We start from the raw sequence: 21,149 nt of genomic DNA, 5'->3' as shown, positions 1-21,149 counted from the left end.
GAGCAACGCCCTGCCCGTTCTCTGTACGCGATCGAGCGCCGTTGTGGCGGCCCGCGCAGGAAGAGAACGCGATGACGGACACGGAGAACAGAGGGACGACGGCCGTGCCGGTCCCCGAGGAGTATTCACCCCGGCTCTACAACGAGGACCTGGCCCCGGCCACCGAGCGCACATGGGGCGCCTTCAGCATCTTCAACGTCTGGACCTCCGACGTACACAGTCTGTACGGCTACTTCCTGGCCGCCAGCCTGTTCCTCGTCGCCGGGAACACCTTCAAGTTCCTCATCGGCATCGGCGTCGGCTCGCTGATCATCTACTGGCTGATGACCCTCATCGGCAAAGCGGGCGTGAAGACCGGGGTGCCCTACCCCGTCCTCGCCCGTGCCTCCTTCGGCACCTTCGGCGCCAACGTCCCGGCTCTCGTACGGGCTGTCGTCGCCACCTTCTGGTACGGCGCCCAGACCAGCGCGGCCGCGGGAGCCATCGTCGCCTTCCTCGTCCGCTACGACGGCCCGAAAAACCTGCACGAGACGAGTCGCCTCTTCGACCACAGCGGCCTGGAGGTGATCTGCTACCTCGGCGTCTGGGCCGCCCAGTTGCTGATCATCAGCAAGGGCATGGAGACGGTCCGCCGCTTCCAGGACTTCGCCGGCCCGGCGGTCTGGGTGATGATGCTGATCATGGCCGTCGCCCTGTCGGTGAAGGCCGGCACGCTCTCCTTCTCCGTCGACATGCCCGCCAAGGACCTGGCCGCGCTGGCCAAGAACGCCACCGGCCTGGACGTGACCCCGGGCTCGTTCGCCGCGATAGCGGCCATCGCCGCGACCTGGGTGACGTACTTCGCCGCGCTCTTCCTCAACTTCGGCGACTTCGCCCGGTTCACGCCCGACGAGAAGGCGCTGCGCAAGGGCAACGTCTGGGGCCTGCCGGTCAACCTGATCCTGTTCTCACTGGTCGCCGCCATGACGACGGCTTCCGCCAGCAAGGTCTACGGCGAGGTCATCCTCGAACCGGCCGCCATCTCCGCCAAGTTCGACAGCGCGTTCCTGGTCCTGCTCGCCGCCCTCACCTTCGCGGTGGCGACCCTGGGCATCAACGTCGTCGCCAACTTCGTCAGCCCGGCCTTCGACTTCGCCAACGTCGCTCCGAAGCACATCACCTTCCGGCGCGGCGGCCTCATCGCCGCCGTCATCGCGCTGTGCCTCTACCCCCTCCACCCATGGGACAACGCGCCGAGCTTCGTCAACGCCATCGGTTCGACGATGGGCCCGATCTTCGGCGTGATCGTCGTCGACTACTACCTGCTGAGGAAGGCCCAGCTGAACGTCCCCGAGCTCTACAAGGAGCACGGAGAGTTCCGCTTCCAGGGCGGCTGGAACATCCGCGCCTTCGTGGCAGGGGGCATCGGCGCCGTCTTCTCCAGCCTCCTGCCGGTGTACGGGCCCTCGGGGTACGGGGCGACGCTCGGCCCGTACTCCTGGTTCATCGGCGTGCTGGTCGCCGGGGCGATCTACTTCGCGGTGAGCGGGGCGAAGAGTCCACTGGCCGCCCGGGCCGCCGGCTAGTCGATGCCGAACGGCCGTCTCCCGCGCCACGGCCCCGGATCATCCGATCCGGGGCCGTGGTGGGCACACGCCTTCGTCACAGAGCGGCGTTGACGCCCGCTCCCGCCACAAGTCCCTCGGTCGAGGCGACGGCCGTGAGGTCGGCACCGACGGTCGCGAGCGGCGTCTGGAGGAAGAGGCTGCCGGAGCCGCCGAGCACGAGGCCGCCGGAGACGTTGTCCAGGTCGGCGTCGGAGATCTCGGCTGTTTCAACCGGGGAGGCAAGGTTCATTGCGCGCGGTTCCCTTCGAATAGGTACTTCGGAATGGCAGAGTTCGCCCGATTCACGAAAACGGGAACTCTTACGGCGACTTGCGTCACGCGCAGGATCAAAGCACGTCCGCCAAGGGGCGGCCAGCCGTCCGAGGCGCGAACGGGGCGCACCGCGAGGCCGACTTCACCGGTGTGGCAGCGCGGTGACCCGACCTCGCCGACTCCTTCACAAAGCCTGCTTCTTCGCTGCACGCACAACGGTTGCCAACAATTCCCGAGACGGACGCCCCGCGCCGAGGCCGCCGTAATTCGGCGCGGCCGCGGCCGCTGTTGAGTTTCCGCACAGCCGGTCAGTGATCGGGTGTGCAGGTTTACCGGATCTTCGGCAACCGGCCGGCTGTCCCTCCGCCGGGTGGTAGTGATTCAGGTCTGTCTGTGCAGCGGGCGCTTTCGCGCCCGCCCGACCCTAGACGGCGATCTCGTCCAGAAGCTGGGGGCCGTTGTTGCCGGTCTTGTTGACGGCGGTGGAGACGGGTCGGGCCCGTAGGTGACCGTTCGCGGGTTGGGTCAGCAGTGCGCGCAGTTCATCGGGGTCCTGGCGGTGCGGGTCGAGCCAGGCGCCGTAGTGGTCGGGGGCGAGGGCGAGTGGCATGCGGGGGTGGAGCCGGCCGGCCGCGTCGGTGGCCTCGGTGGTGAGGACGGTGCAGGTCATCAACCAGGCGGCGGGGTCGTCGTCCCGCCGCACCGCCGGGTCGCGCCAGTATTCGTACAGCCCGGCGAGCGCCATCACCTGCTCGTCGGCCGGATGGATGAAGTAGGGCTGTTTGCGGGTCTTGCCCGTGTCCTCCGCCTTGACCTGCTGCCATTCGTAGAAGCCGTCGGCCGGCAGCAGGCAGCGGTGTTTGACGAAGGCGCGGCGGAAGGCGGGCTTGTCGTGCACGGTCTCGACCCGCGCGTTGATCATCCTGGAGCCGATCTTCGTGTCCTTCGCCCAGGACGGCACGAGGCCCCAGCGCAGCGGCCGCAACTCCCTGCGCACCGACCCGGTGTCCCGCTCGTCGTGAGGGGCTCGCTCGATGACGGCCCACACGTCGTCGGTCGGAGCGACGTTCCAGTTCGGCGCCAGCGTCTCTTCCGGGCGCCAGTCGGTGACCCGGAACAGCTGGACCAGGTCCTCCGGGCTGCGGGTGGCGACGTACCGACCGCACATACCGCCACTGTGCCACCGCAAGCGCCGGGCCGCCCGGTCGGCGCAGGTCCGGGACGAGGATTCCGAGCAGGAAGGGCCAATCCATGGTCAGTGGCCCTCCCCCTGTCGAGGCGCGTGAAATATGGGGTGCTCGTAGGCTGTTGATTCATACGGATGCACCGTCTGTAGCTCGGCGGCCCCGGGCGCGGAGCATGTGAGGTGTCCGACGATGGCCTGGATCTCTGCTCTTCTCTCCGTCGGCCGGAACGCCAGTGCCACGCAGGCAGTGGCCGGTCTGCGGACCGTTCTGAGCGGCCGCCCGATACTGCGGCGCGAGGCCGCCCCGACGCAGGACGGCGAGCGGGGACATGTGGTCGTCGAGCCACGCGCGGCCTGGTTCGTCGAGGCACGGGCGGCCGGCCTCGGCCCGGTGACGGTGGCCTACGAGCGGCAAGGGACCGGAGAACCGGTGGTCCTGCTGCACGGACTGGGCTGCCACCGGCAGGCTTGGGACGCGGTGGTACCGCTGCTGACCGAGCGGCGGGAGATCATCGCGATGGACCTGCCGGGCTTCGGGCAGTCCCCCGATCCCGACCCCGACGTACCCCACGATCTCGAGACGGCCGTGGCCTGGCTGGGCTCGGTGTTCACCGCGATGGGCGTGGAACGGCCGCACGTGGTGGGCCACTCCCTGGGCGGGCTGATCGCGCTGCGGCTGGGGCAGGCCGGATTCGCGCGCAGTGTGACCGCGCTGGCCCCGGCGGGCTTCTGGACGCCTGTCGAGCGGCGGTACACCTATGCGCTGCTGACCGCGGCCCACGAGAGCGTACGTCTGCTGCCGGACCGGGCCCTGGAGGTGCTCGTCGACACCGCGCTCGCCCGCGCCGTCCTGACCGGCACCCTGTACGGGCAGGCCGCCCTGTGCCCGCCGCACGCGGTGGCCTCCGCCCTGCGCATGCTGCGGGACTCGACCGCCTTCCAGGCCACCTTGCGGGCCGGCCGAGCGCCGGACCTGTTCACCGGCGACATCCCGGATGTGCCGGTCACCATCGCCTGGGGCACCCGCGACCGTCTGCTGCCGCCCATACAGGCGACCCGGGCCCATGCCATGATCCCGGGTGCCCGACTGGTGCCCCTGCCCGGCTGCGGCCACGTACCCATGCTGGACGCACCCGACCTGCTCGCCCGCGTCATCCTTCGGGCCACCGAACCCGAGGCGGCGCGGCGGACGGCCACAGACGAGCGGTGAGCGCTACGGCCGGTGAGCGCTACGGCCAACCGGGTGGTTTCTTCAGGTGCGCTACCGGTTGGTTCTTCAGGTGCGCTGCATCCTTCCCATGACGGTCGTCGCCATACCGAGCAGCACGGCCACGCCTCCGGTGATGACATTGCTGGTGACGACCTTCGCGGTGTCGGGGGCGCCGGACACCGCGAACGGAGCGATGATCGCCCAGACGCCGATCGCGGCCGCGACCCATCCCATGCCGTAGGTGCGCTCGTACGCCCAGCCGAAACCGAGTGCCAGCACCGCGAGGGCGATACCGGTGACGAGGTTGCTCACGGTCAGCGTGGGGCTTGCGTTGAAGCCGACCACCCAGGGAGAAATCGCCAGGTACAAACCGGCCAGCAGGCTCAAGCCCTCAACGGCCTGGGCGCTCGGCCGCGCCGATGCCTGCGCGTAGCGGGCGCGCAGGGCGACGAGGTCCGGGTGCTGCTCGATCCGCGACGGTTGTGTGGCCATGTCAGCCACTCCCTTCACTGATCACTGACGGATGCGAGTGCCCTCCACGTTTCCCGATTCCGCCGGGCGAAGCACTGCTCGGGGCATCAGCTATTAGACCGACCTATCCAAAACCTGGTACGTTCACCTCATGGCCCGACCGAGGATGTTCGACGAGGACCGGGCCCTGGACGCGGCGATGCACACCTTCTGGGAGAAGGGCTTCGAGGCCACTTCCACCCAGGACCTGTGCGTGGCCACGGGGCTGGGGCGCAGCAGCATCTACAACACGTTCAAGAGCAAGCACGACCTGTTCGAGCGTGCGCTGGCCCGCTACATCGACACCATGACGACCGCCCAGCTGGCCGTCTTGGAGGACATGGAGCGCACTGGCGCCGACCGCATCCGCACGCTGCTCGTCATGGTCGTCGACGGCGAGACGGAACACCGGGCGGGAGGCCGCGGCCCCGGCTGCCTGGGCGTGAACACCACGGTCGAGCTGGCCGCACGCGACGCCCGCGCGGCGGGCATGCTGGAGCGCGACACGGCCCGCCGGCTGGCCGCCCTGCGCGCGGCGATCGAGGCGGGCCGACGGGACGGCAGCATCACCTCCCCCCGGGACACCGGAGCGCTGGCCCGCTTCGTGAACGCGGCGATCGGCGGCATGCGCATCTCCAGCCAGGGGGGCGCCGACCGGACCACGCTGGAGTCGATCGCCGAGGTCACCATGGACGCGCTCACCCACTGACCTGGTGCACCGCACCCGTGCGGTACTTCAGCACGCCCCAGTTTTGAACCGATCAATCCATAACTGCTCAACAGAAGGAGACCAACCATGCCTCGTGCCGTATACGTCCTGGCACTCGGCATCTTCGCCATGGTGACCAGCGAGTTCGTGGTTGCCGGGCTGATGCCCCAGATGGCCGACGGGCTGGACGCGACCATCCCGCAGATCGGATACCTCATCACCGCGTTCGCGGCGGCCATGGCGATCGGCGGCCCATTACTGACCGTGGCGCTCATGAAGCTCCCGCCACGCACGGCGCTGATGGTGCTGTTCGCCGTCTTCCTGGCGGGCAACGTACTGGCCGCCACCGCGACCGGCTACGCCACGATGATGGCCGCGCGGATCATCACCGGCACCGCCTCCCAGGCCTTCTTCGGCGTGGGCATCTCGATGTGCGCCCAGCTCACCCGTCCCGAGATCCGCGGCCGTGCGATTGCCGCCGCGATGAACGGCCTCATGCTCGGCACCCTGCTCGGACTGCCCCTCTCCACCCTGGTCGGCGAGCGGTTCGGCTGGCGTGCCGCGTTCTGGATCATCACCCTGATCACCGTGATCGCCGCTGTGGCCACCGTGTTCGGGGTGCCTCGCGTCGAGCGCGCCGAAAGCGGCGGCTTCCGTCAGGAGGCCGGCGTCTTCAAGCAGCCCAAGCTGTGGCTGGTGCTGTCCACCAGCATGTTCATCATCGGCGCCACCTTCTCCGCGTTCAGCTACTTCAACCCCATCCTCACCGACCTCACCGGCTTCTCCACCGGCACCGTCCCCCTGCTCCTGATCGCCTACGGCGCCGCCACCGTCGTCGGCAACAACGTCGTCGGCCGCTTCGCCGACGGCCGCACCGTCGCCGTGCTCGCCATCGGCCTCGTGCTCAACGTGGTCTTCCTCAGCGGTTTCGCCCTCTTCGCCGACGTGCCCGCCCTGGCCGTCGTCTGCATGATGGGCATCGGCCTGGTCGGGGTCACCATGAACCCGGCCATGGCGACCCGCGTCCAGCGCACCGGCAACGCCGGCCCGCTGGTCAACACCATCCACTCCTCCTTCATTACCCTCGGCATCATCCTCGGCTCCTCCATCGGCGCCGTCGTGATCGGCACCTGGGGCCTGCGTGCCCCGCTCTGGCTCGGCGCCGTCATGGCCCTGATCGGCCTGGCCACCGTGCTGCCCGACCTGCTCCGCCGCTCCGCCCCGGCGGCGGCCACGGCGTCCGAGAACCCCGCTGCCGTATCCGGCGACAGCACCACACTCGACAAGCAGGCCCAACAGGCCCCGCAGGTCTGAGCACGCACGCCCCGGCACCTCACCGGCACCTCACCGACGCCCGAGCACCGCCGAGACCACCGCACCGGACGACACCACGACATCGGTCAGAAAGCGCACACGCCCCACCCCGAGCAGACGCAGTCCCCGGCCGTGGTCCACGGCGACCACGCCGGAGACCGCGCACAGCAGGACCTGCCACAGGGCCATGACCGGGCGGCGCCATGGGCGGGCCAGCTCCCCGAGAGCGGCGTGCAGGCGCTCGCAGTGGAACGGAACGTGGCGCTCCTCGTCGGCCAGGATGCGGCCCGCCACGTCCGAGGTCAGCGCGTCGTCGCTGCCGTCGCGCAGGGCACGGTAGTAGCGCAGCGCCACCACCTCCGCGACCATCAGCACCAGCAGCTCCACGCGCAGGCCCATGAGGCGCCTCAGGCGTACGAAGACCTCGTCGCTCCAGTGACCGGCCAACGTGGGCATGCCGCCCGCGGCCAGCAACTGTGCGAGAAGGCGCGCGTGGTTCTGCTCCTCGGCGACGAACAGCCGGACCGCCCGCGCGTAGTCGGGGTCGCCGGCCCGGTCCGCCTTGGCCATGAGGTTGGCTCCGTCGCCGTCCTCGCCGACCTGAAACCGCTGGATACCTGCCCACACCGCCGGCGGCAGGGTCGCGCCCTGTGCCCAGTCCGGGTCGCCCTCGGCACCCCTGCGCTCGCGCTCCTCCTCGAACCGCCGTGTCCACTCGGCAAATCCGCCCGCAGGCACCCTGACTCCCCTCTCCCCGTTCTCTCCGTCGAACGCCGCGTAAAGTCGATCTGGCCCGGACAGCGAGCGAAAGGAACCGGCGTGCCCCTCCGCTGTGCAGTGCTCGACGACTTTCAGAACGTGGCGACCGGGCTCGCCGACTGGTCGCCGCTCGCCGACGAGGTCGAAGTGGTCGTCCACGACACCCACTTCGCCGACGAGGACGCACTGGCCGCGGCCCTCGCGGACGTCGACATCGTGGTCACCCTGCGCGAACGCGTGGCCTTCCCGGGCTCGCTGATCGCCCGTCTCCCCCGGCTGAAGCTGATCGTCGCCTCCGGGATGCGCAACACCGTCATCGACTACGCCGCCACCGAGGCCCACGGCGTCACCGTCTGCGGTACGGCCAGCTCCTCCACCCCGCCCGTCGAACTGACCTGGGCCCTGCTGCTCGGCCTCGCCCGCGGGATCGTCGAGGAGAGCAACGCCCTGCGCGGCGACGGCCCCTGGCAGAGCACGGTCGGCGCCGACCTGCATGGCCGGCGCCTGGGACTGCTCGGCCTCGGAAAGATCGGCAGCCGGGTGGCCCAGGTCGGACTCGCCTTCGGCATGAACGTCAGCGCCTGGAGCCAGAACCTCACCAAGGAGCGCGCCGACGAGGTGGGCGCGGATCTCGCACCCTCCCTGCACGACCTCCTCGCCACCAGCGACTTCGTCTCGATCCACCTCGCCCTCGGCGACCGCACCCGCGGCCTGCTCGGCCCGGCCGAACTCGCCCTCTTCAAGCCGACCGCCTATCTGATCAACACCTCGCGCGCGGCGATCGTCGACCAGGACGCGCTCCTCGCGGCCCTGCACGAAGGCCGCATCGCCGGCGCGGGCGTCGACGTGTTCGACACCGAGCCCCTCCCCGCCGGCCACCCGATGCGCACGGCCCCCCGCCTGCTCGCCACACCCCACCTCGGCTACGTCTCACGGGCCAACTACGAGACGTACTACGGCCAGGCGGTCGAGAACATCCAGGCCTTCCTGGCGGGTTCTCCCGTACGACAGCTGCCGTGAAGGGCGGCAGTCAGGCGATGTCGGCCTCAGCCGTCACGACCGGCCGCCAGTAGATTCCCTCGCTCCGGCGCAGATGACGCAGGTCCACCAAATAACGCCGGAGCGTCACATGGTCGCCGTCGCCGTCCTCGCACCAGGCCCGCAGCTTCTCGTCGACCGTCCGCTCGGGATACGCGACGCCCGGCTCGAAGGTCCGCTCGGCGATGTACCGCAGCACGAGCTTCTTGCGGGTCCACTGCGCGGGCAGCCGCAGCAGCCGCCCGTCCCGGACGAAGGTCCGCAGGATCATGTCGGTCCGCTCGTCCCCGGTACCGGGGCTCTCGGCCGGCACCGCCCGCTGTCCGGCCTTCGCCTGCTCCCTGAACAGGCCGTACGCCACGCGCAGTTCCCCGTCGTCGCCCGCCGTCACCGCACCCTGCTCCCGCAGTCGCAACAGCGCCAGGGCCGTCTCCTTCGCGGACAGACCGGCGGCCTGTGCGACCTCCGCCGGACTGCCCGCGCCCAGGGCCACCGCCGCGAAGGCGCGCACCCGGTTCTCCTCGGCGAACAGACGGATCAGGGTCATGGGGTCGGATTCCATGCCGGGAGGCTAGTGGACGCCCCGCCCCCACCCGAAGTGATTTTCCGCCGGGCCCCCTCTTCAAAAAGGGTGATCCGCGCATGGTCACCGTTACCAGCCGTGAGCGGCGGCGTTGAACGGGAAGTGCGACGGCGCCCCCTGCCGTCGTGCTCACCGAGTCAAAGGAGAACGTGATGTCTCGCATCGCGAAGGCAGCCGGTGTCGCCCTCGGGACCGGTGCCGTGGTCCTCAGCGGCGCCGGTCTGGCCATGGCGGATTCCGGCGCCCAGGCTGCGGCCGTCCACTCGCCCGGCGTCCTGTCGGGCAACGCCGTCCAGGTTCCGATCCACATTCCGGTCAACCTGTGCGGGAACACCGTCAACGTGATCGGCCTGCTGAACCCGGCGTTCGGCAACGAGTGCACCAACGAGGGTGACCTCGACAAGGGCAACCCCGGCCCGGGCCACAGCCACGACGACGGCCACAACGGCGACCACAACGGCGGCCACGACGATGGCAAGGGCTACGGCAGCTGACTGTCGTACGCACCAGAGAGCCCCGGCATCTCCGAGCGCCGGGGCTCTCGCACGTGCGGGACCAGGTCCGTACGGCCCAGGACGTGGCCTACGCGTACCGGTAGATCCTGCTGACGTCCTCCAGCTCGTCCGGCGTCACGTCCCACGGCGGCAGCTTCTCGTGCCGTGCGACGATCCGCCCGCGCTGGTCGCTGCCCTGTCCGGGCGGCTTCGCGGGCAGGTAGCGGGCGCCGTCGTGCCGGCGCTGCCAGCGCGACCAGCACAGGTCGACGAAGGCGTGGTGCAGCCAGAAGGCGGGGTCGTTGACGGACGCGCCGCCGACCATGGCCCCGCCGACCCAGCGGTGCACCCGGTTGTGGTTGCGCCAGGCGGCACTGCCCCGCCCGGTCCCCCAGCCCTCCAGCTTGTTGCGGAATCCCTTGGCGGCCGTCGAGTCCCAGGGCGAGGTGTCGTAGACGGGGTCCTTCAGGGCCCATTCCAGATCGTTCTTCGTCGGCAGTGTGATCGGGTCCCGGACCCGTCCGAGGTCCCTGGTCAGGAACTCCCCGTCGGTCACGCCCTCCTTGAGGGTCCAGTTGCCCTCGGCGTAGGCGAACGGCCCGGTCGTCACCTGGCGGTCCGAGCGCCGCCCGGTGCCGCCGAGGAGGTCCTTCGTCCAAGGCGCCGAGGTCGTCGTACGGTCGCGGGTCCAGTCCCAGTACGGCACGGTCACCGACGAGTCCACCCGGCGCAGCGCCCGCTCCAGCTCCAGCAGGAACCGGCGGTGCCAGGGCAGGAAGGACGGGGTCATGTGGGCCGCGCGCAGTCCGTTCTCGCCGTCGGCGACGTAGTACTCGATGTGCGTGCGCACGAACTCGTCGTATTCACCCCGCCGTTTGATCTCCAGCAGCGCCTTCACGAACCGCCGTTTCTCGGCGCCGGTCAGTGTGCTGACGTCCTTACGCGTGTACGCCATGAGGTCCCCCCTCGGGTGCGGGGCCCCCGCCGGCCAGGCCCGGGTCGCGCAGCTGCCCGCCGGGGCCGAGTTCGTCGACGGCCGCGCGGGCCGCTTCGAGCGGTGTCGGATACGACCGGTAGTGGTCGACCATGCTCAGCCAGGTGCCGTCGGCCCGGCGCATCAGGTGCAGCGGCCGGCCGTCGACGGTGACGTGCCACTGGCCGTCGTCGGCGAAGGTTCGTCCGGCGGCGGCGGCCGAGATCCTGATGCCGCGGATACGGCGGCCCCGGTAGGTCTCCTCGAACGCGACGTCCGCGGGCGGCTCGGCCGAGCGCGACGGGCCGGAGGCGGCGACGACGGGGGCGAACGCCAGCGCGGCGGCCGGGACGAGCAGCCCGCGCAGAAGTTCCCGCCGGGTCCCGCGCGCGGGACCCCCTCCAGGCCCTGCCGCTGGGGGCTTGGCACCCACCGGTACTCCGCCTGTGCTCACGACCATCGTCCGCTCCTCGTCCCGTTCCGTCCGCTTCGGTTGTCCGCAGCGGTAACCGCCCGGCGACCCGCACGGTCACCGTCCAGCGGTCCAAGAGATGAAAAACCGCACCCGGAAAGCCGGGGGCCCGGGCCGTGCGGTGACCGACACCGACACGGCCCGGGCCCCTCGAGAGGGTGCTCCGGTACGCCCTACAGGCCCGGCCCGATCCCCAGGTCCGCCGCCGGCACGGTCTGGAGCACCGGCGCGAGGACGCCCGCCTGCGGGAGCTTCAGCTCCGGCAGGCCGAAGTTCTCGGGGTTCGGCGCGGTCAGCGGGGCGTCCACGCTCAGGCCGGGCGCCAGCGTGCGCAGGTCGGAGGCGGGGGCGCCGACAGCGACGTGGTCGAAGTCGTCGCCGAGGACGTGCGGCAGGGGCGCGCGCACTCCCACACCGGGCAGCCCGCCGCTGACCGGCAGCTGCGGGATCACGCGCTCGGGGATGAGGCGGCCCTCGACGTACTGCGGTCCCTCGGGCGCTCCCGGCTTCGGCAGGGGGATCTCCCCACCGAGCTTCGGCAGCTCCACGTTGAGGGAGTTCTCGACGCCCTGAAGCGGCACCGGTACGGGGACCGTGTCCACCGCCGCGGCAGGGCTCGCGGTGGCTGCCATCGCGGCCGCGACGCCCGTGATGACGGCGGCAAGGGTTCCTCGGTTGGTCGACTTCATGTCAGGTACGGTCCCTTTCAGAATTCCGGCGATTCTGGCGGTTCGACAATTCGGCGAACTCAGCGCCCGTACCGCGTAACGATCCTGGGACAGCCACCAGCGCAAGATTCCCCCGAGTGCCGCAGTAGTAAGACCTACGGCAGTCGGCTCGTCCGGAATTCCCACCAATGCATAAAGATCGGCATTCAGCTGCGCAGACTGCGGGCCGGGAGGACGATATGCGCCGCCGCGTCGAGGGTCTCGTCGGCGCCCGCGAAGGCGGCCAGCGCCTTCGGGTCGACCGGCTTGCCGGGCTCGGCCTCGGGCCAGGGGCGGGTGGTGAACACGAAGTAGGCGAAGCCGCGTTCGGCGACGGCCGCGAGCCACTCCGGGGGCGGGGTGCACTGGGCGTTGGAGCCCGGCATGTAGACGACGGCCTGGTCGCCCTCGACGAGGAGGCTGACCGGCAGGCTCGGCTTGGCGTTGCCGTCGACGAGGTCTCCGCCGACGGGCAGGCCGTTGTTCTCCAGCAGCGCCTCGACGGCGGCCGTGGATGCCTCCGGGCCGTTCGCGCCGTCCCCGAGGGTGTAGGCGAGGAGGTAGGGCATGTCGCCGTCGGGGGCTTCGCCGCTCCAGGCCATCACGACGAGCGTACCGAGGTCGGTCGCGCGGAAAGGGCGGGTTTCGCTTGGGGTTGAGGTCACCGCGTGACCTTATCGACGCACCGGAATACCGCCGACCGTGTTCTCACTCGACCGGGCGATCGACCACGGCCTGTCCACACGAACGAGGGATGCGCCTCGAACAGCGCGAAGGACCGTTTCCGTACGGCATCACATCCGCCGGTACGAAAACGGCCCTTACGGCAGTCGAACTGATGTCGGCCTGCTGTCACTTCTGCAGGGGAAGGCCACCGAGAAGTCCGCTGGAGTTCAGTGTGGTGGTCGCGCCCTTCACGGTGTTGAGCACGGAATCCTTGTTCTCGGTGTCGAGCGCGTCCGACTGGTGCTGCAACGGCATCACGTCGGCGGGCTGGAGGTCGCCCTTGGTGAGCGTGTTCACGGCGCCGTTGAGGCTGGTGGGCGTGAGGTCGGCGGCGTCATAGGCGAACGCGGGCGCGGCGGCACCTGCGAGGACCACGGAACCGGCAACTACAGCGGCAGCCTTCAGGGACTTCATCGTGTTCCTTTCCTGGGAATTTCTGACGCCGTGCCTAACGATTCCCGGCCGGAGCGGAAACTCCGTCCGCAGAAATGGGGTTTCATGAAAATGCCGTTGCGCCGGGCCCCTTAAGAGACAGCGGGCGCGCTCGGCAGCCCTCCCAGACCCGCCAGGGTCGGAGCCGGCAGTCCGCTGTCGACCAGCGTCGCGGCGACGAGGTTGACGACGTCGCTGAGCGTGCCGTTGACAGCCGTCGTCACCTGGCCGGCGTTCGTGGAGACGATCGCGTCGACCAGGGCGTCGATGGCCTTCTGCAGGGCGGTGAGCGCGTCGTCCGTGAGGTCGGCCGAGACCTGCGCGGACGACGCCTTGTCGACGTCGCTCTCCTCGTCGCCCTCGTCGCCCTCGTCGCCCTCGTCGCCCTCGTCGCCCTCGTCATCGTCGCTCTCGATGAGCGCGAGCAGGGCCGGCAGCGTGGTGGCAGGCGGCGTAGTGGCAGGCGGCGTAGTGGCAGGCAACGTAGTGGCCGGCGCGGTGGTGCTCGGCGTCGTCGGAGTGGTCGCGGGCGGGGTCGCCGGTGGGGTCGCCGGAGCCGCCGGAGCCGTCGCGGTGGCCTCTGCGATGGCGTCCTTCACGGCGTCGCCGAGCTTGGTCGCCTCGTCGGCGGGGAGTTGGCCGTCGTCGGCCTTGAGCAGGGCGTTCAGCAGATCGGTGACCGGGGTGAGCACCCCGCCCAGGTCGCCCAAGCCGCTGACCTGGGCGAGGAGCGCGTCCGCGTCGGGGACGGGCGCACGGGACGCCGCCTGGGTGCTCTCACCGGCCGAGTCCCGCTCGGCCGCCGCCGCGGTCGGGCCGGCGATGCCGAGGAGGAGGGTGGCGCAGAGTGCGGAGGAGGCGATACGCCGTGCGGGCAGACCACGCATGGGTGTTCCTTTCGGTGAGCGTCGGATCTTGAGCCCACCGTGAAAGCGGTCACCGCGCTCTGCAACCGAGCGCACGCACAAGGTGACCGGCCGACCTCCGTACCGCCGTCGTCGTGCCTGGTGGGAGGGCATATCAAGGGCCGACACCCGGTTCGCCGCCCGCTCCCTCCATTCGGGGCAACACAAAACCGGCCGCCCTCCCGCGAAGGAACCACGGGCGGGCGGCCGGCAAAGGGGGTTTCCGTCCGACGTCAGTCGTTCTCGCACTCGTTGCCGAACGCGGGGTTCAGCAGACCGATCACGTCGACGGTGTTGCCGCAGACGTTGATCGGAATGTGGATCGGAACCTGGACGACGTTGCCCGACAACACACCCGGGGAGTGCGCGGCTTCGCCCAGCGCGCCGGCGTCGGCAGCGGCGACGCCGGCAGTGCCCGCAACGGCGGCGGCCGCAACGGTGGTCAGGGCCAGGCCCTTCGCGATACGCGACATGGAGAGGTGCTCCTTGGGGTTGACGCAAACATCCGGGCGGGGATGCCCGGCGCTGTGTCAACGCGCGCCATCCGCGCGAGTTGTGCCGCCAATGGGGTGATCTCGCCGTGGTCCTGTTTCACCATTCCGACACAGTTGTCAGGTTTCGACGAATAAATACGGATTGCGGCTAGTGTTGCGGACCTCTTGACGCACCCTCAGCCAGCAAGTCGCATTCATCACGCCGACCGATGTGTTCGATCTCGGCAAGGTGCCGCGAACCGGCGGTGACCAGCAGGCCTTCCGGCTCGTTTCCCAGCGGGACGCGGCATGGCCGGTGCGCTCTTGGTCGCCGTGGACGCCCGCACGCAGGCGCGTTCCCGCCCGACCCGAGCGTCATCCGTGAGCGAGGAAACCGCGCATGCACCAGTCACCACCCGGCCCTTCGCCGCGGATCCTGCATCTCACCCAGCCCGTGGACGGCGGGGTCGCCCGCGTGGTGACGGAGCTGGCGCGGGCCCAGCTCACGGCCGGTCTGCACGTGACGGTCGGCTGCCCGGACGGTCCCCTCGCGCCCGCACTGCGCGCGCTCGGCGCCGAGGTACGGCACTGGCAGGCGACGCGGTCGCCGGGGCCGACGCTTGTTCGAGAGGTACGCCGGCTCGCTCGTCTGATCGAGGACGTACGGCCCGATCTGGTGCACGCGCACAGCGCGAAGGCCGGGCTGGCGGGCCGACTGGCCGTGCGGGGGCGGATTCCGACCGTGTTCCAGCCGCACGCCTGGTCGTTCGAGGCGGTCGGCGGGGTCACCTCGGCGCTCGCGCTGCGGTGGGAGCGGTGGGGGGCGCGTTGGGCGTCCCGGGTGGTGTGTGTGAGCGCGGCGGAGCGCGCGAGCGGCGTGCGCGCCGGGATCGCCGGGCGATGGAGCGTGATCCCCAACGGCATCGCACCCGAGCGCTTCCACCCCGCCGCCGTCGCCACCGTACGGGCCGCGCTCCTGCCGGATGCCGACCCCGCGGCTCCGCTCGTGGTGTGCGTGGGGCGGCTGTGCCGGCAGAAGGGGCAGGACGTCCTGCTGACGGCATGGGAGGCGATCCTCGGGCGGGTGCCGGACGCCCGGCTCGTGCTGGTCGGTGACGGGCCGGAGCGGGAGGAACTCCTCGCCCACGCACCGCGGTCCGTGCTGTTCGCGGGCGCCGTCGCCGACACCGCCCCCTGGTACCAGGCCGCCGATCTGGTCGTGCTGCCCTCGCGCTGGGAGGGCATGGCGCTCGCCCCGCTGGAGGCGATGGCGTGCGGGCGGCCGGTGGTGCTGACGGACGTGGACGGCGCCCGGGAGAGCCTGCCGCCCGGTCTCGCACCGCGCTGTCTGGTGCCGCCGGACAACCCGGTGGCGCTGGCCGGGGCCGTCGCCGGACTGCTGCTCGATCCGGTGCTGCGCGAGTCGCTCGGCCGTCAGGGGCGCCGTCACGTCCTGTCCGCGCACGACGTGCGGCACGCGGCCGAAGCGGTGGCGGACCTGTACCGCGAACTGCTCGACGACGGGCTCGAAACGCCTGCCGTGACGCCTGCCGTGACGCCCGTCGTGCCTGCCGAGTACAGGGAGTCCCTCCACTCGTGACCGCGGAAAGCACGGAAAGCACCGTCCCCCCGCCCGGCGGGCAGCCACGGGATCCCGGATTCTCGCCCGTCTCCGTCATGCCGGCGCGCGCCGCCGCCGGTTTCCGGTTCCCGGCGCGCAGACCTCCCCTCCGGCCCGCCTCGCCGCTCCCGCTGCTCGCCGCGGACGCCTTCGCCGCCCTGCTGGGCGCCCTGGCGCTGACCGGAACCCAGCGCCGCCCCCTCATCGTGGCCCTGCTGGTGGCCGCGTCGGTGCTGCTGCGCCCGCGCTCCGGCCGCGCGCTGCCGGGGATCCTCGACGAACTGCCCGCCGTGTGCGGCCGGATCGCGGTGGCCTGGCTGGCGCTGGCCGCGCTCGTGGCGGCGTACGCGCCCCAGCACGCCCTCTCCGCCCGCGCCCTCGCGGTCGGCTTCCTGCTCCAGTCGGCGGCGGGCTGTGCGGGCCGCGGCGCCGTGCACCGGCGACGGCGCGCGGTGCGGCTCGCCCGTCCGCGTGCCGCCCTCGTCATCGGTCCGGCGGCGACCGCGCAGCGTGTGGCCGCCGCCGTGCTGCGTCATCCGCGGTGCGGGGTGCGGCCGGTGGGGATCGTGGCCGAGCAGACGGACGGCGGCGAGGGGCTGCCCGTGCTGACCACCGGCGAGGAGGTCGAGCGGGCCGTCCTCCAGAACGGCGTGCGGGAGGTCCTCGTCGTGCATCCCTCCGTACGATCCCGGCAGGGGCCGCTGCTGCGGGCGCTCGCCGAGTCGGGCTGCGCCGTGTGGGAGGTGGACGCGGACTCGCCGTCGTACGCGTCGCTGGACCAGCTCGCCGGGTTCTCCTGCCGGCGGCTGGAGACGGGTCGGCGGCGCGGCGGCCTCGGCAAGCGGGCGCTGGACGTGACCGTGGCCGGGACGCTGTTGCTGCTGGTCGGTCCGCTGCTGCTGGTGTGCGCGGTGGTGCTGCGGCGGACCGGCGGACCGGGCGTGGTGTTCCGGCAGGAGCGCGTCGGCAAGGACGGCAGGCCCTTCACGCTGCTGAAGCTGCGCACCCACCGCCCGGTCGACGAGCACGAGGCGGCGACCCGGTGGAGCGTGGCGGACGAGCACCGCATGTCCTGGTTCTGCCGCTTCCTGCGCCGGACCTCGCTGGACGAGCTGCTCCAGCTGTGGAACGTCTTCCGGGGTGACATGAGCCTGGTCGGCCCACGCCCCGAACGCCCGTATTTCGTCGCCGAGTTCAGTCAGACCTACCCCGGCTACGCGGCCCGTCACCGGATGCGGACCGGCATCACCGGCCTCGCCCAGATCAACGGACTGCGCGGCGACACCTCCATCGAGGACCGGGCCCGCTTCGACAACGCCTACATCGACAACTGGTCGCTGTGGCAGGACATCTGCATCCTGCTGCGCACCGCGGCCGCGCTCGTGCGCCCGACGGGGAGCTGAGCGCACATGACACACCCGCACCTCCGCAAGCTGTCCCCCGTCCTGCCGGTGGTGGCCGTGGTCGCCCTGCTCGCGCTGCCGCTCGCCCCCGGCGGCGAGAGCGGCGCGGGCCCCGCCGACGCGGTCTCCGCGCTGGTGGTGCTGTACTGCGCGATCCGTCTCGTACGGGACCGGCGGCGCCCCCTGTCCCGTACGGCGGCCGTGGTGCTGTGTCTGCCCGTGGCCGGGCTCGCGCTCGCCGCGATGGGTGCGTCCTCGCCGGGGGCCGGGCTCACCGGCCTGGGCCGCTACCTCCAGGTCTTCGTGCTCGTCCCCGCGGCCGTGCTGCTCCTGATCCGCGACCGGGGTGACTTCCGCCTGCTGGCCTGGTCGTTCGTGGGTCTCGCCGGGTGGCAGGGGGCGATCGGCGTGCACCAGTACGCGACCGGGACCGGCGCCTCGTACCAGGGCGAGGAGATCCGGGCCGTCGGCACGTTCGGGGCGCAGGACGTGCTGGGCATGGCGACCGTCGTGTCCTTCGGGGTGGTGTGCGCGGTGGGGCTGGCGCTGGGCCGGACGTCGGTGCGGCAGCGGGCGGTCGCCACGGGCTGCGCGCTGGCCCTGCTCCTGCCGCTCGCCCTCTCCTTCAGCCGCGGGGCGTGGATCGCCACGGCGGTGACGTGCACGGCGCAGCTGGTGCTGGCCGGGCTGCGGCGGGCGCTGACGGTGGGGGCGGCCGTGGTCGCGGCGGGCGTGATCCTGGTGGGCGGGTTCGGGGTCGGTACGGCGATGCTTCAGGAGCGGATCAGCAGCATCACCGAGGTCACCGACGCCCCCGACCAGTCTGTGACCGACCGGTACACGATGTGGGCGGCGGCCACCGGCATGTGGCGCGAACGGCCGCTGACGGGAGTGGGGTTGAAGGGATTCCCGGAGTACCGGGACACCCACGCCTCACTGGCCCTGTCCTCGGGCAGCGACACGGAGGGCGCGGGCGCGGCCTTCCGCAAGCAGCCGCTGCTCTCCCCGCACAACATGTACCTGCTCGTCCTCGCCGAACAGGGGGTCATCGGCTTGCTCGCCCTCGCGGGCGGCTGGCTGGCGCTGCTGGTGTGCGGGCTGCGGGGGCTGCTGCGGGTACGGCGGGAAGGGCCGGGCCTCGACTGCGGGCTCGTCGCCTGCGGGCTGCTGGTGTGGCAGCTGACCGACTTCGCGTACGCCGACATCGGCGGGCCGTCCACGGTCCTGACGGCGGTCTGCTTCGGCCTGGTGGCCTGGTGGGCGCTGGTCGGCGGCGGCACCGAAGCGGCCGTGCCGGGACCGCCGGTGCGCCCGTACGCCGAGAAGGCCGGGGCGCGATGAAGGTGACGCCTTCCCGGACCCCCCGCACCCCCCGGCCCGCCCCCGGGAACCCGGTGACCGTCCCCCCGGCCCGAACCCCCGCCCAGGCCGACGACTCCACCCAACTCGCCCCCGCCTCCCGCAAGTTCCTCGCCAAGGCCACCCTGGTCACGGCCGTCCTGTCGGTCGCCGGGGCCCTGCTCGGGCTGGTGCGCGACCAGGCGCTGGCCCGGCTGTTCGGCGCCGGGAGCGAGACGGACGCCTTCCTGGTGGCCTGGACCGTCCCGGAGTTCGCGGCCACGCTGCTCATCGAGGAGGGGCTGGCCTTCGCGCTGGTCCCGGCGTTCAGCCTGGCCCTGGCCCGCCGCGCGCAGGGTGCCTGCGGCGACCCGGTCCGCGCCCTGGTCGCCACCACCCTGCCCCGGCTGTCGCTGGCCTTCGTCGCCGTGTCCGCCCTGACCGTCGCCGCGGCCCCCTACCTCGTCGCGGCCCTGGCACCGGGCCTGCCGGACCCCGCCCTCGCCGTCGACTGCACCCGGCTCACCGCGCTGTGCGTGCTGGGCTTCGGCCTCGCCGGGTACTGCAGTGCGGCGCTGCGGGCGCACCGGCGGTTCCTGGCACCGGCCGCGATCTACGTGGCGTACAACGCGGGCATCATCACGGCGATGTACGTCCTGGGCGGGCAGTGGGGCGTGCGCTCGGCCGCCGTCGGTGTCGCGGTGGGCGCCGGGCTGATGGTGGCGGTCCAACTGCCGTCCGTGTGGCGGCAGTCGCGACGCAGGCCGACGATCGTCCAGGCGGAGCCGGCCGGGACACCCGGGCAGACCGTGACCCTGACGCTGGTCGCCGCCGTCCTCCTCTTCGCCCTGTGCCGGCAGTCCCAGGTCCTGATCGAGCGGTTCCTCGCCTCCACCCTCCCCGCGGGGGCCATCTCGCACCTCAACTACGCGCAGAAGGTCGCCCAGATCCCGATGACGCTGTCGCTGATGCTGTGCACGGTCACCTTCCCGGTGGTGGCGCGGGCGCTGGCCGACGGCGACATCGAGCGGGCCCGCGACCGCGTGGAGCGGGACCTGGCGCTGGCCGCCTGCATAGTGCTGCTCGGCGCGGCCACGGTGATCGCCTGCGCCCCGCAGATCGTCGAACTCCTCTTCCAGCGGGGCGCGTTCACCGCGCGAGACACAGCGGCGACGGCGAGCGTGATGCGCGTGTACGCCCTCGGGCTGCTCGGCCAGACCCTGGTCGGCTGCCTGGTCCGCTCGTACTTCTCGGCGGGCCGGCCCAGTTGGTACCCGCTCGGCGCGATGGCCGTCGGCATCGTCGCGACCTCCTGGATCGGCGTCTGGGCGGTGGGCCCCTGGGGCGTGTCCGGGATCGCCGCCGCCAACGCCGCCGGCATCACCGTCACCGCCGCGCTGCTACTGGCCGGCACGGGCACGCGCGGTGTCCCGATCCGCGTCCGGCAGGTGCTCGTCGAGCTGAGCAGGCCGGTGCGGGCGGCGGTGGTCGCGACGATCGCGGGCGCGGCCGTGGCGAGCCGGGTCGATTCCCCGGTGCCCGGACTCGCCGTCGGCTCGGCGACCGTGGCCGTCGTCTTCGTCCTGCTCGCCCGCGTCCTGGGCGCCCAGGGCTTCGCGCCCGCGTTCCGTTCCGTACGACACGTCACAGGCACCGTCACCCGCACCGTCACACGAAGGCTCTCCCATGTCCGTTTCCGTTGACACCGGCCCGCGCCCGAGACCCCGCACGGTCCCCTGGGTGGCGATGTACCACTCCGTGGACGACTGCCCGGACGACCCCTACCGCGTCACGGTCACCCCGGGGCGGCTGGACCAGCAGTTGGCCTGGCTCCGGCACCGGGGCCTGCGTGGCGTCTCCATCGCCGACCTGCTCGCCGCCCGCGCCCGCGGCGAGGGCCAGGGCCTGGTCGGGCTCACCTTCGACGACGGCTACGCCGACTTCGTCGACCACGCCCTGCCCGTCCTGCGCCGGCACGGCTGCGGCGCCACCCTCTTCGTCCTGCCGGGCCGGCTCGGCGGCGACAACACCTGGGACCCGCTGGGCCCGCGCAAGCCGCTGCTCACGGCCGACGGCATCCGGCACGCCGCCGCCGAGGGCGTGGAGATCGGCTCGCACGGGCTGACGCACGTCGACCTGACGCGGGTGGACGACCTCGCGCTGAAGGCCGAGGTCGTCGAAAGCCGGGCCGCGATCGAGGAGTTGACCGGCACCGCGGTCCACGGCTTCTGCTATCCGCACGGGACGATCGACCGACGCGCCGTCGACGCCGTACGCGAGGCCGGGTACGCCTACGCCTGCGCCGTCGACCCCGGCCCGCTGAACAGCGTCCACGCCCTCCCCCGCCTGCACATCGGCCAGAACGACAACGCCGTACGCCTCTTCCTGAAGTACCGGCTGCACCGCCTGCGCCGCCGCCCCGTCGAGGGGGTCTGAG

At 71.7% G+C, this 21,149-nt stretch carries 23 protein-coding genes and 1 pseudogene; 12 read left to right on the top strand and 12 right to left on the bottom strand.

Annotated elements, in window-relative coordinates; all coding sequences use genetic code 11:
• Window positions 1–71 precede the first annotated feature (71 nt).
• Entirely contained in the window at window positions 72–1,565 is a 1,494-nt protein-coding gene (locus AB0I77_RS00600) for a cytosine permease (protein WP_363280063.1), read from the top strand.
• 76 nt (window positions 1,566–1,641) lie between these two features.
• Here the strand turns inward: AB0I77_RS00600 and AB0I77_RS00595 are convergent, their stop codons facing one another.
• Both AB0I77_RS00595 and AB0I77_RS00590 read right to left on the bottom strand, forming a co-directional pair.
• Window positions 1,642–1,836 (bottom strand): hypothetical protein, encoded by a 195-nt coding sequence (locus AB0I77_RS00595; protein WP_363280062.1) that lies wholly within the window; start codon window positions 1,834–1,836, stop codon window positions 1,642–1,644.
• 447 nt (window positions 1,837–2,283) lie between these two features.
• The gene (locus AB0I77_RS00590) at window positions 2,284–3,027 is read right to left on the bottom strand and encodes an SOS response-associated peptidase (protein ID WP_363280061.1); all 744 of its coding nucleotides are present in this window, start codon (window positions 3,025–3,027) and stop codon (window positions 2,284–2,286) included.
• Window positions 3,028–3,235: 208 nt separating this feature from the next.
• Here AB0I77_RS00590 and AB0I77_RS00585 point away from each other — a divergent pair, with 208 nt between their 5' ends.
• Window positions 3,236–4,255 (top strand): alpha/beta fold hydrolase, encoded by a 1,020-nt coding sequence (locus AB0I77_RS00585; protein ID WP_363280060.1) that lies wholly within the window; start codon window positions 3,236–3,238, stop codon window positions 4,253–4,255.
• Between the two features lie 66 nt (window positions 4,256–4,321).
• Here the strand turns inward: AB0I77_RS00585 and AB0I77_RS00580 are convergent, their stop codons facing one another.
• Window positions 4,322–4,747 (bottom strand): SPW repeat protein, encoded by a 426-nt coding sequence (locus AB0I77_RS00580; protein WP_363280059.1) that lies wholly within the window; start codon window positions 4,745–4,747, stop codon window positions 4,322–4,324.
• A gap of 130 nt (window positions 4,748–4,877) precedes the next feature.
• Here AB0I77_RS00580 and AB0I77_RS00575 point away from each other — a divergent pair, with 130 nt between their 5' ends.
• Together AB0I77_RS00575 and AB0I77_RS00570 are read left to right on the top strand one after the other, a co-directional pair.
• The gene (locus AB0I77_RS00575; RefSeq protein WP_363280058.1) at window positions 4,878–5,474 is read left to right on the top strand and encodes a TetR/AcrR family transcriptional regulator; all 597 of its coding nucleotides are present in this window, start codon (window positions 4,878–4,880) and stop codon (window positions 5,472–5,474) included.
• 87 nt (window positions 5,475–5,561) lie between these two features.
• Window positions 5,562–6,788 (top strand): MFS transporter, encoded by a 1,227-nt coding sequence (locus AB0I77_RS00570; RefSeq protein WP_363280057.1) that lies wholly within the window; start codon window positions 5,562–5,564, stop codon window positions 6,786–6,788.
• A 30-nt stretch (window positions 6,789–6,818) separates the two neighbouring features.
• Here AB0I77_RS00570 and AB0I77_RS00565 read toward each other — a convergent pair whose 3' ends face one another.
• Entirely contained in the window at window positions 6,819–7,526 is a 708-nt protein-coding gene (locus AB0I77_RS00565; RefSeq protein ID WP_363280056.1) for a ferritin-like domain-containing protein, read from the bottom strand.
• 81 nt (window positions 7,527–7,607) lie between these two features.
• On the opposite strand from AB0I77_RS00565, the gene AB0I77_RS00560 reads away from it, so the two are divergent.
• Window positions 7,608–8,567, top strand: coding sequence for a D-2-hydroxyacid dehydrogenase family protein (locus tag AB0I77_RS00560; RefSeq protein WP_363280055.1), 960 nt, complete (start codon window positions 7,608–7,610; stop codon window positions 8,565–8,567).
• A gap of 10 nt (window positions 8,568–8,577) precedes the next feature.
• Here AB0I77_RS00560 and AB0I77_RS00555 read toward each other — a convergent pair whose 3' ends face one another.
• Entirely contained in the window at window positions 8,578–9,147 is a 570-nt protein-coding gene (locus AB0I77_RS00555) for a DUF2087 domain-containing protein (RefSeq protein ID WP_363280054.1), read from the bottom strand.
• A 173-nt stretch (window positions 9,148–9,320) separates the two neighbouring features.
• Between AB0I77_RS00555 and AB0I77_RS00550 the strand changes: the two genes are divergently transcribed.
• The gene (locus tag AB0I77_RS00550; RefSeq protein ID WP_363280053.1) at window positions 9,321–9,662 is read left to right on the top strand and encodes a chaplin; all 342 of its coding nucleotides are present in this window, start codon (window positions 9,321–9,323) and stop codon (window positions 9,660–9,662) included.
• Between the two features lie 88 nt (window positions 9,663–9,750).
• On the opposite strand, the gene AB0I77_RS00545 is transcribed toward AB0I77_RS00550, so the two are convergent.
• The 7 genes from AB0I77_RS00545 to chpG form a co-directional block, all read right to left on the bottom strand.
• A complete protein-coding gene (locus AB0I77_RS00545; RefSeq protein ID WP_363280052.1) occupies window positions 9,751–10,617 on the bottom strand; it encodes a tyrosinase family protein in 867 nt (288 codons plus the stop codon).
• Window positions 10,601–11,095: a tyrosinase family oxidase copper chaperone gene (locus AB0I77_RS00540; protein WP_363280051.1), complete on the bottom strand. Its 495-nt coding sequence runs from the start codon at window positions 11,093–11,095 to the stop codon at window positions 10,601–10,603. The genes AB0I77_RS00545 and AB0I77_RS00540 overlap by 17 nt, the downstream gene beginning before the upstream one ends.
• Before the next feature lie 185 nt (window positions 11,096–11,280).
• Window positions 11,281–11,796 carry a hypothetical protein gene (locus AB0I77_RS00535; protein WP_363280050.1) on the bottom strand — a complete coding sequence of 172 codons (516 nt, stop codon included), beginning with the start codon at window positions 11,794–11,796 and terminating at the stop codon, window positions 11,281–11,283.
• 185 nt (window positions 11,797–11,981) lie between these two features.
• On the bottom strand, window positions 11,982–12,479 hold the full coding sequence (locus AB0I77_RS00530; protein ID WP_363280049.1) for a DUF5949 family protein: 498 nt from the start codon (window positions 12,477–12,479) through the stop codon (window positions 11,982–11,984).
• A gap of 187 nt (window positions 12,480–12,666) precedes the next feature.
• A complete protein-coding gene (locus AB0I77_RS00525) occupies window positions 12,667–12,954 on the bottom strand; it encodes a hypothetical protein (RefSeq protein ID WP_363280048.1) in 288 nt (95 codons plus the stop codon).
• Between the two features lie 110 nt (window positions 12,955–13,064).
• On the bottom strand, window positions 13,065–13,859 hold the full coding sequence (locus AB0I77_RS00520) for a hypothetical protein (RefSeq protein ID WP_363280047.1): 795 nt from the start codon (window positions 13,857–13,859) through the stop codon (window positions 13,065–13,067).
• A 251-nt stretch (window positions 13,860–14,110) separates the two neighbouring features.
• Entirely contained in the window at window positions 14,111–14,350 is a 240-nt protein-coding gene (chpG, locus tag AB0I77_RS00515; RefSeq protein WP_363280046.1) for a chaplin ChpG, read from the bottom strand.
• 226 nt (window positions 14,351–14,576) lie between these two features.
• Here chpG and AB0I77_RS00510 point away from each other — a divergent pair.
• The 6 genes and pseudogenes from AB0I77_RS00510 to AB0I77_RS00485 all read left to right on the top strand — a co-directional run.
• A pseudogene (locus tag AB0I77_RS00510) lies at window positions 14,577–14,695 on the top strand (DUF3344 domain-containing protein); the annotation flags it as partial.
• A 55-nt stretch (window positions 14,696–14,750) separates the two neighbouring features.
• Window positions 14,751–15,950 carry a glycosyltransferase gene (locus AB0I77_RS00505; RefSeq protein ID WP_363280045.1) on the top strand — a complete coding sequence of 400 codons (1,200 nt, stop codon included), beginning with the start codon at window positions 14,751–14,753 and terminating at the stop codon, window positions 15,948–15,950.
• A gap of 77 nt (window positions 15,951–16,027) precedes the next feature.
• Window positions 16,028–17,374 carry an exopolysaccharide biosynthesis polyprenyl glycosylphosphotransferase gene (locus AB0I77_RS00500; RefSeq protein ID WP_363280535.1) on the top strand — a complete coding sequence of 449 codons (1,347 nt, stop codon included), beginning with the start codon at window positions 16,028–16,030 and terminating at the stop codon, window positions 17,372–17,374.
• A gap of 6 nt (window positions 17,375–17,380) precedes the next feature.
• The gene (locus tag AB0I77_RS00495; RefSeq protein WP_363280044.1) at window positions 17,381–18,715 is read left to right on the top strand and encodes an O-antigen ligase family protein; all 1,335 of its coding nucleotides are present in this window, start codon (window positions 17,381–17,383) and stop codon (window positions 18,713–18,715) included.
• Window positions 18,712–20,415, top strand: coding sequence for a lipid II flippase MurJ (locus AB0I77_RS00490; protein ID WP_363280043.1), 1,704 nt, complete (start codon window positions 18,712–18,714; stop codon window positions 20,413–20,415). The genes AB0I77_RS00495 and AB0I77_RS00490 overlap by 4 nt, the downstream gene beginning before the upstream one ends.
• Complete coding sequence (locus AB0I77_RS00485; RefSeq protein WP_363280042.1) at window positions 20,399–21,148, top strand: polysaccharide deacetylase family protein; 750 nt, start codon at window positions 20,399–20,401, stop codon at window positions 21,146–21,148. Before AB0I77_RS00490 ends, AB0I77_RS00485 begins: the two co-directional genes overlap by 17 nt.
• Window position 21,149: the final 1 nt, after the last annotated feature.

Source organism: Streptomyces sp. NPDC050619 (genome assembly GCF_040654815.1).
Taxonomy (GTDB): Bacteria; Actinomycetota; Actinomycetes; order Streptomycetales; family Streptomycetaceae; genus Streptomyces.
The sequence above is the reverse complement of the archived record's forward strand: the minus strand, read 5'-3'. Positions and strand labels throughout refer to the sequence as shown.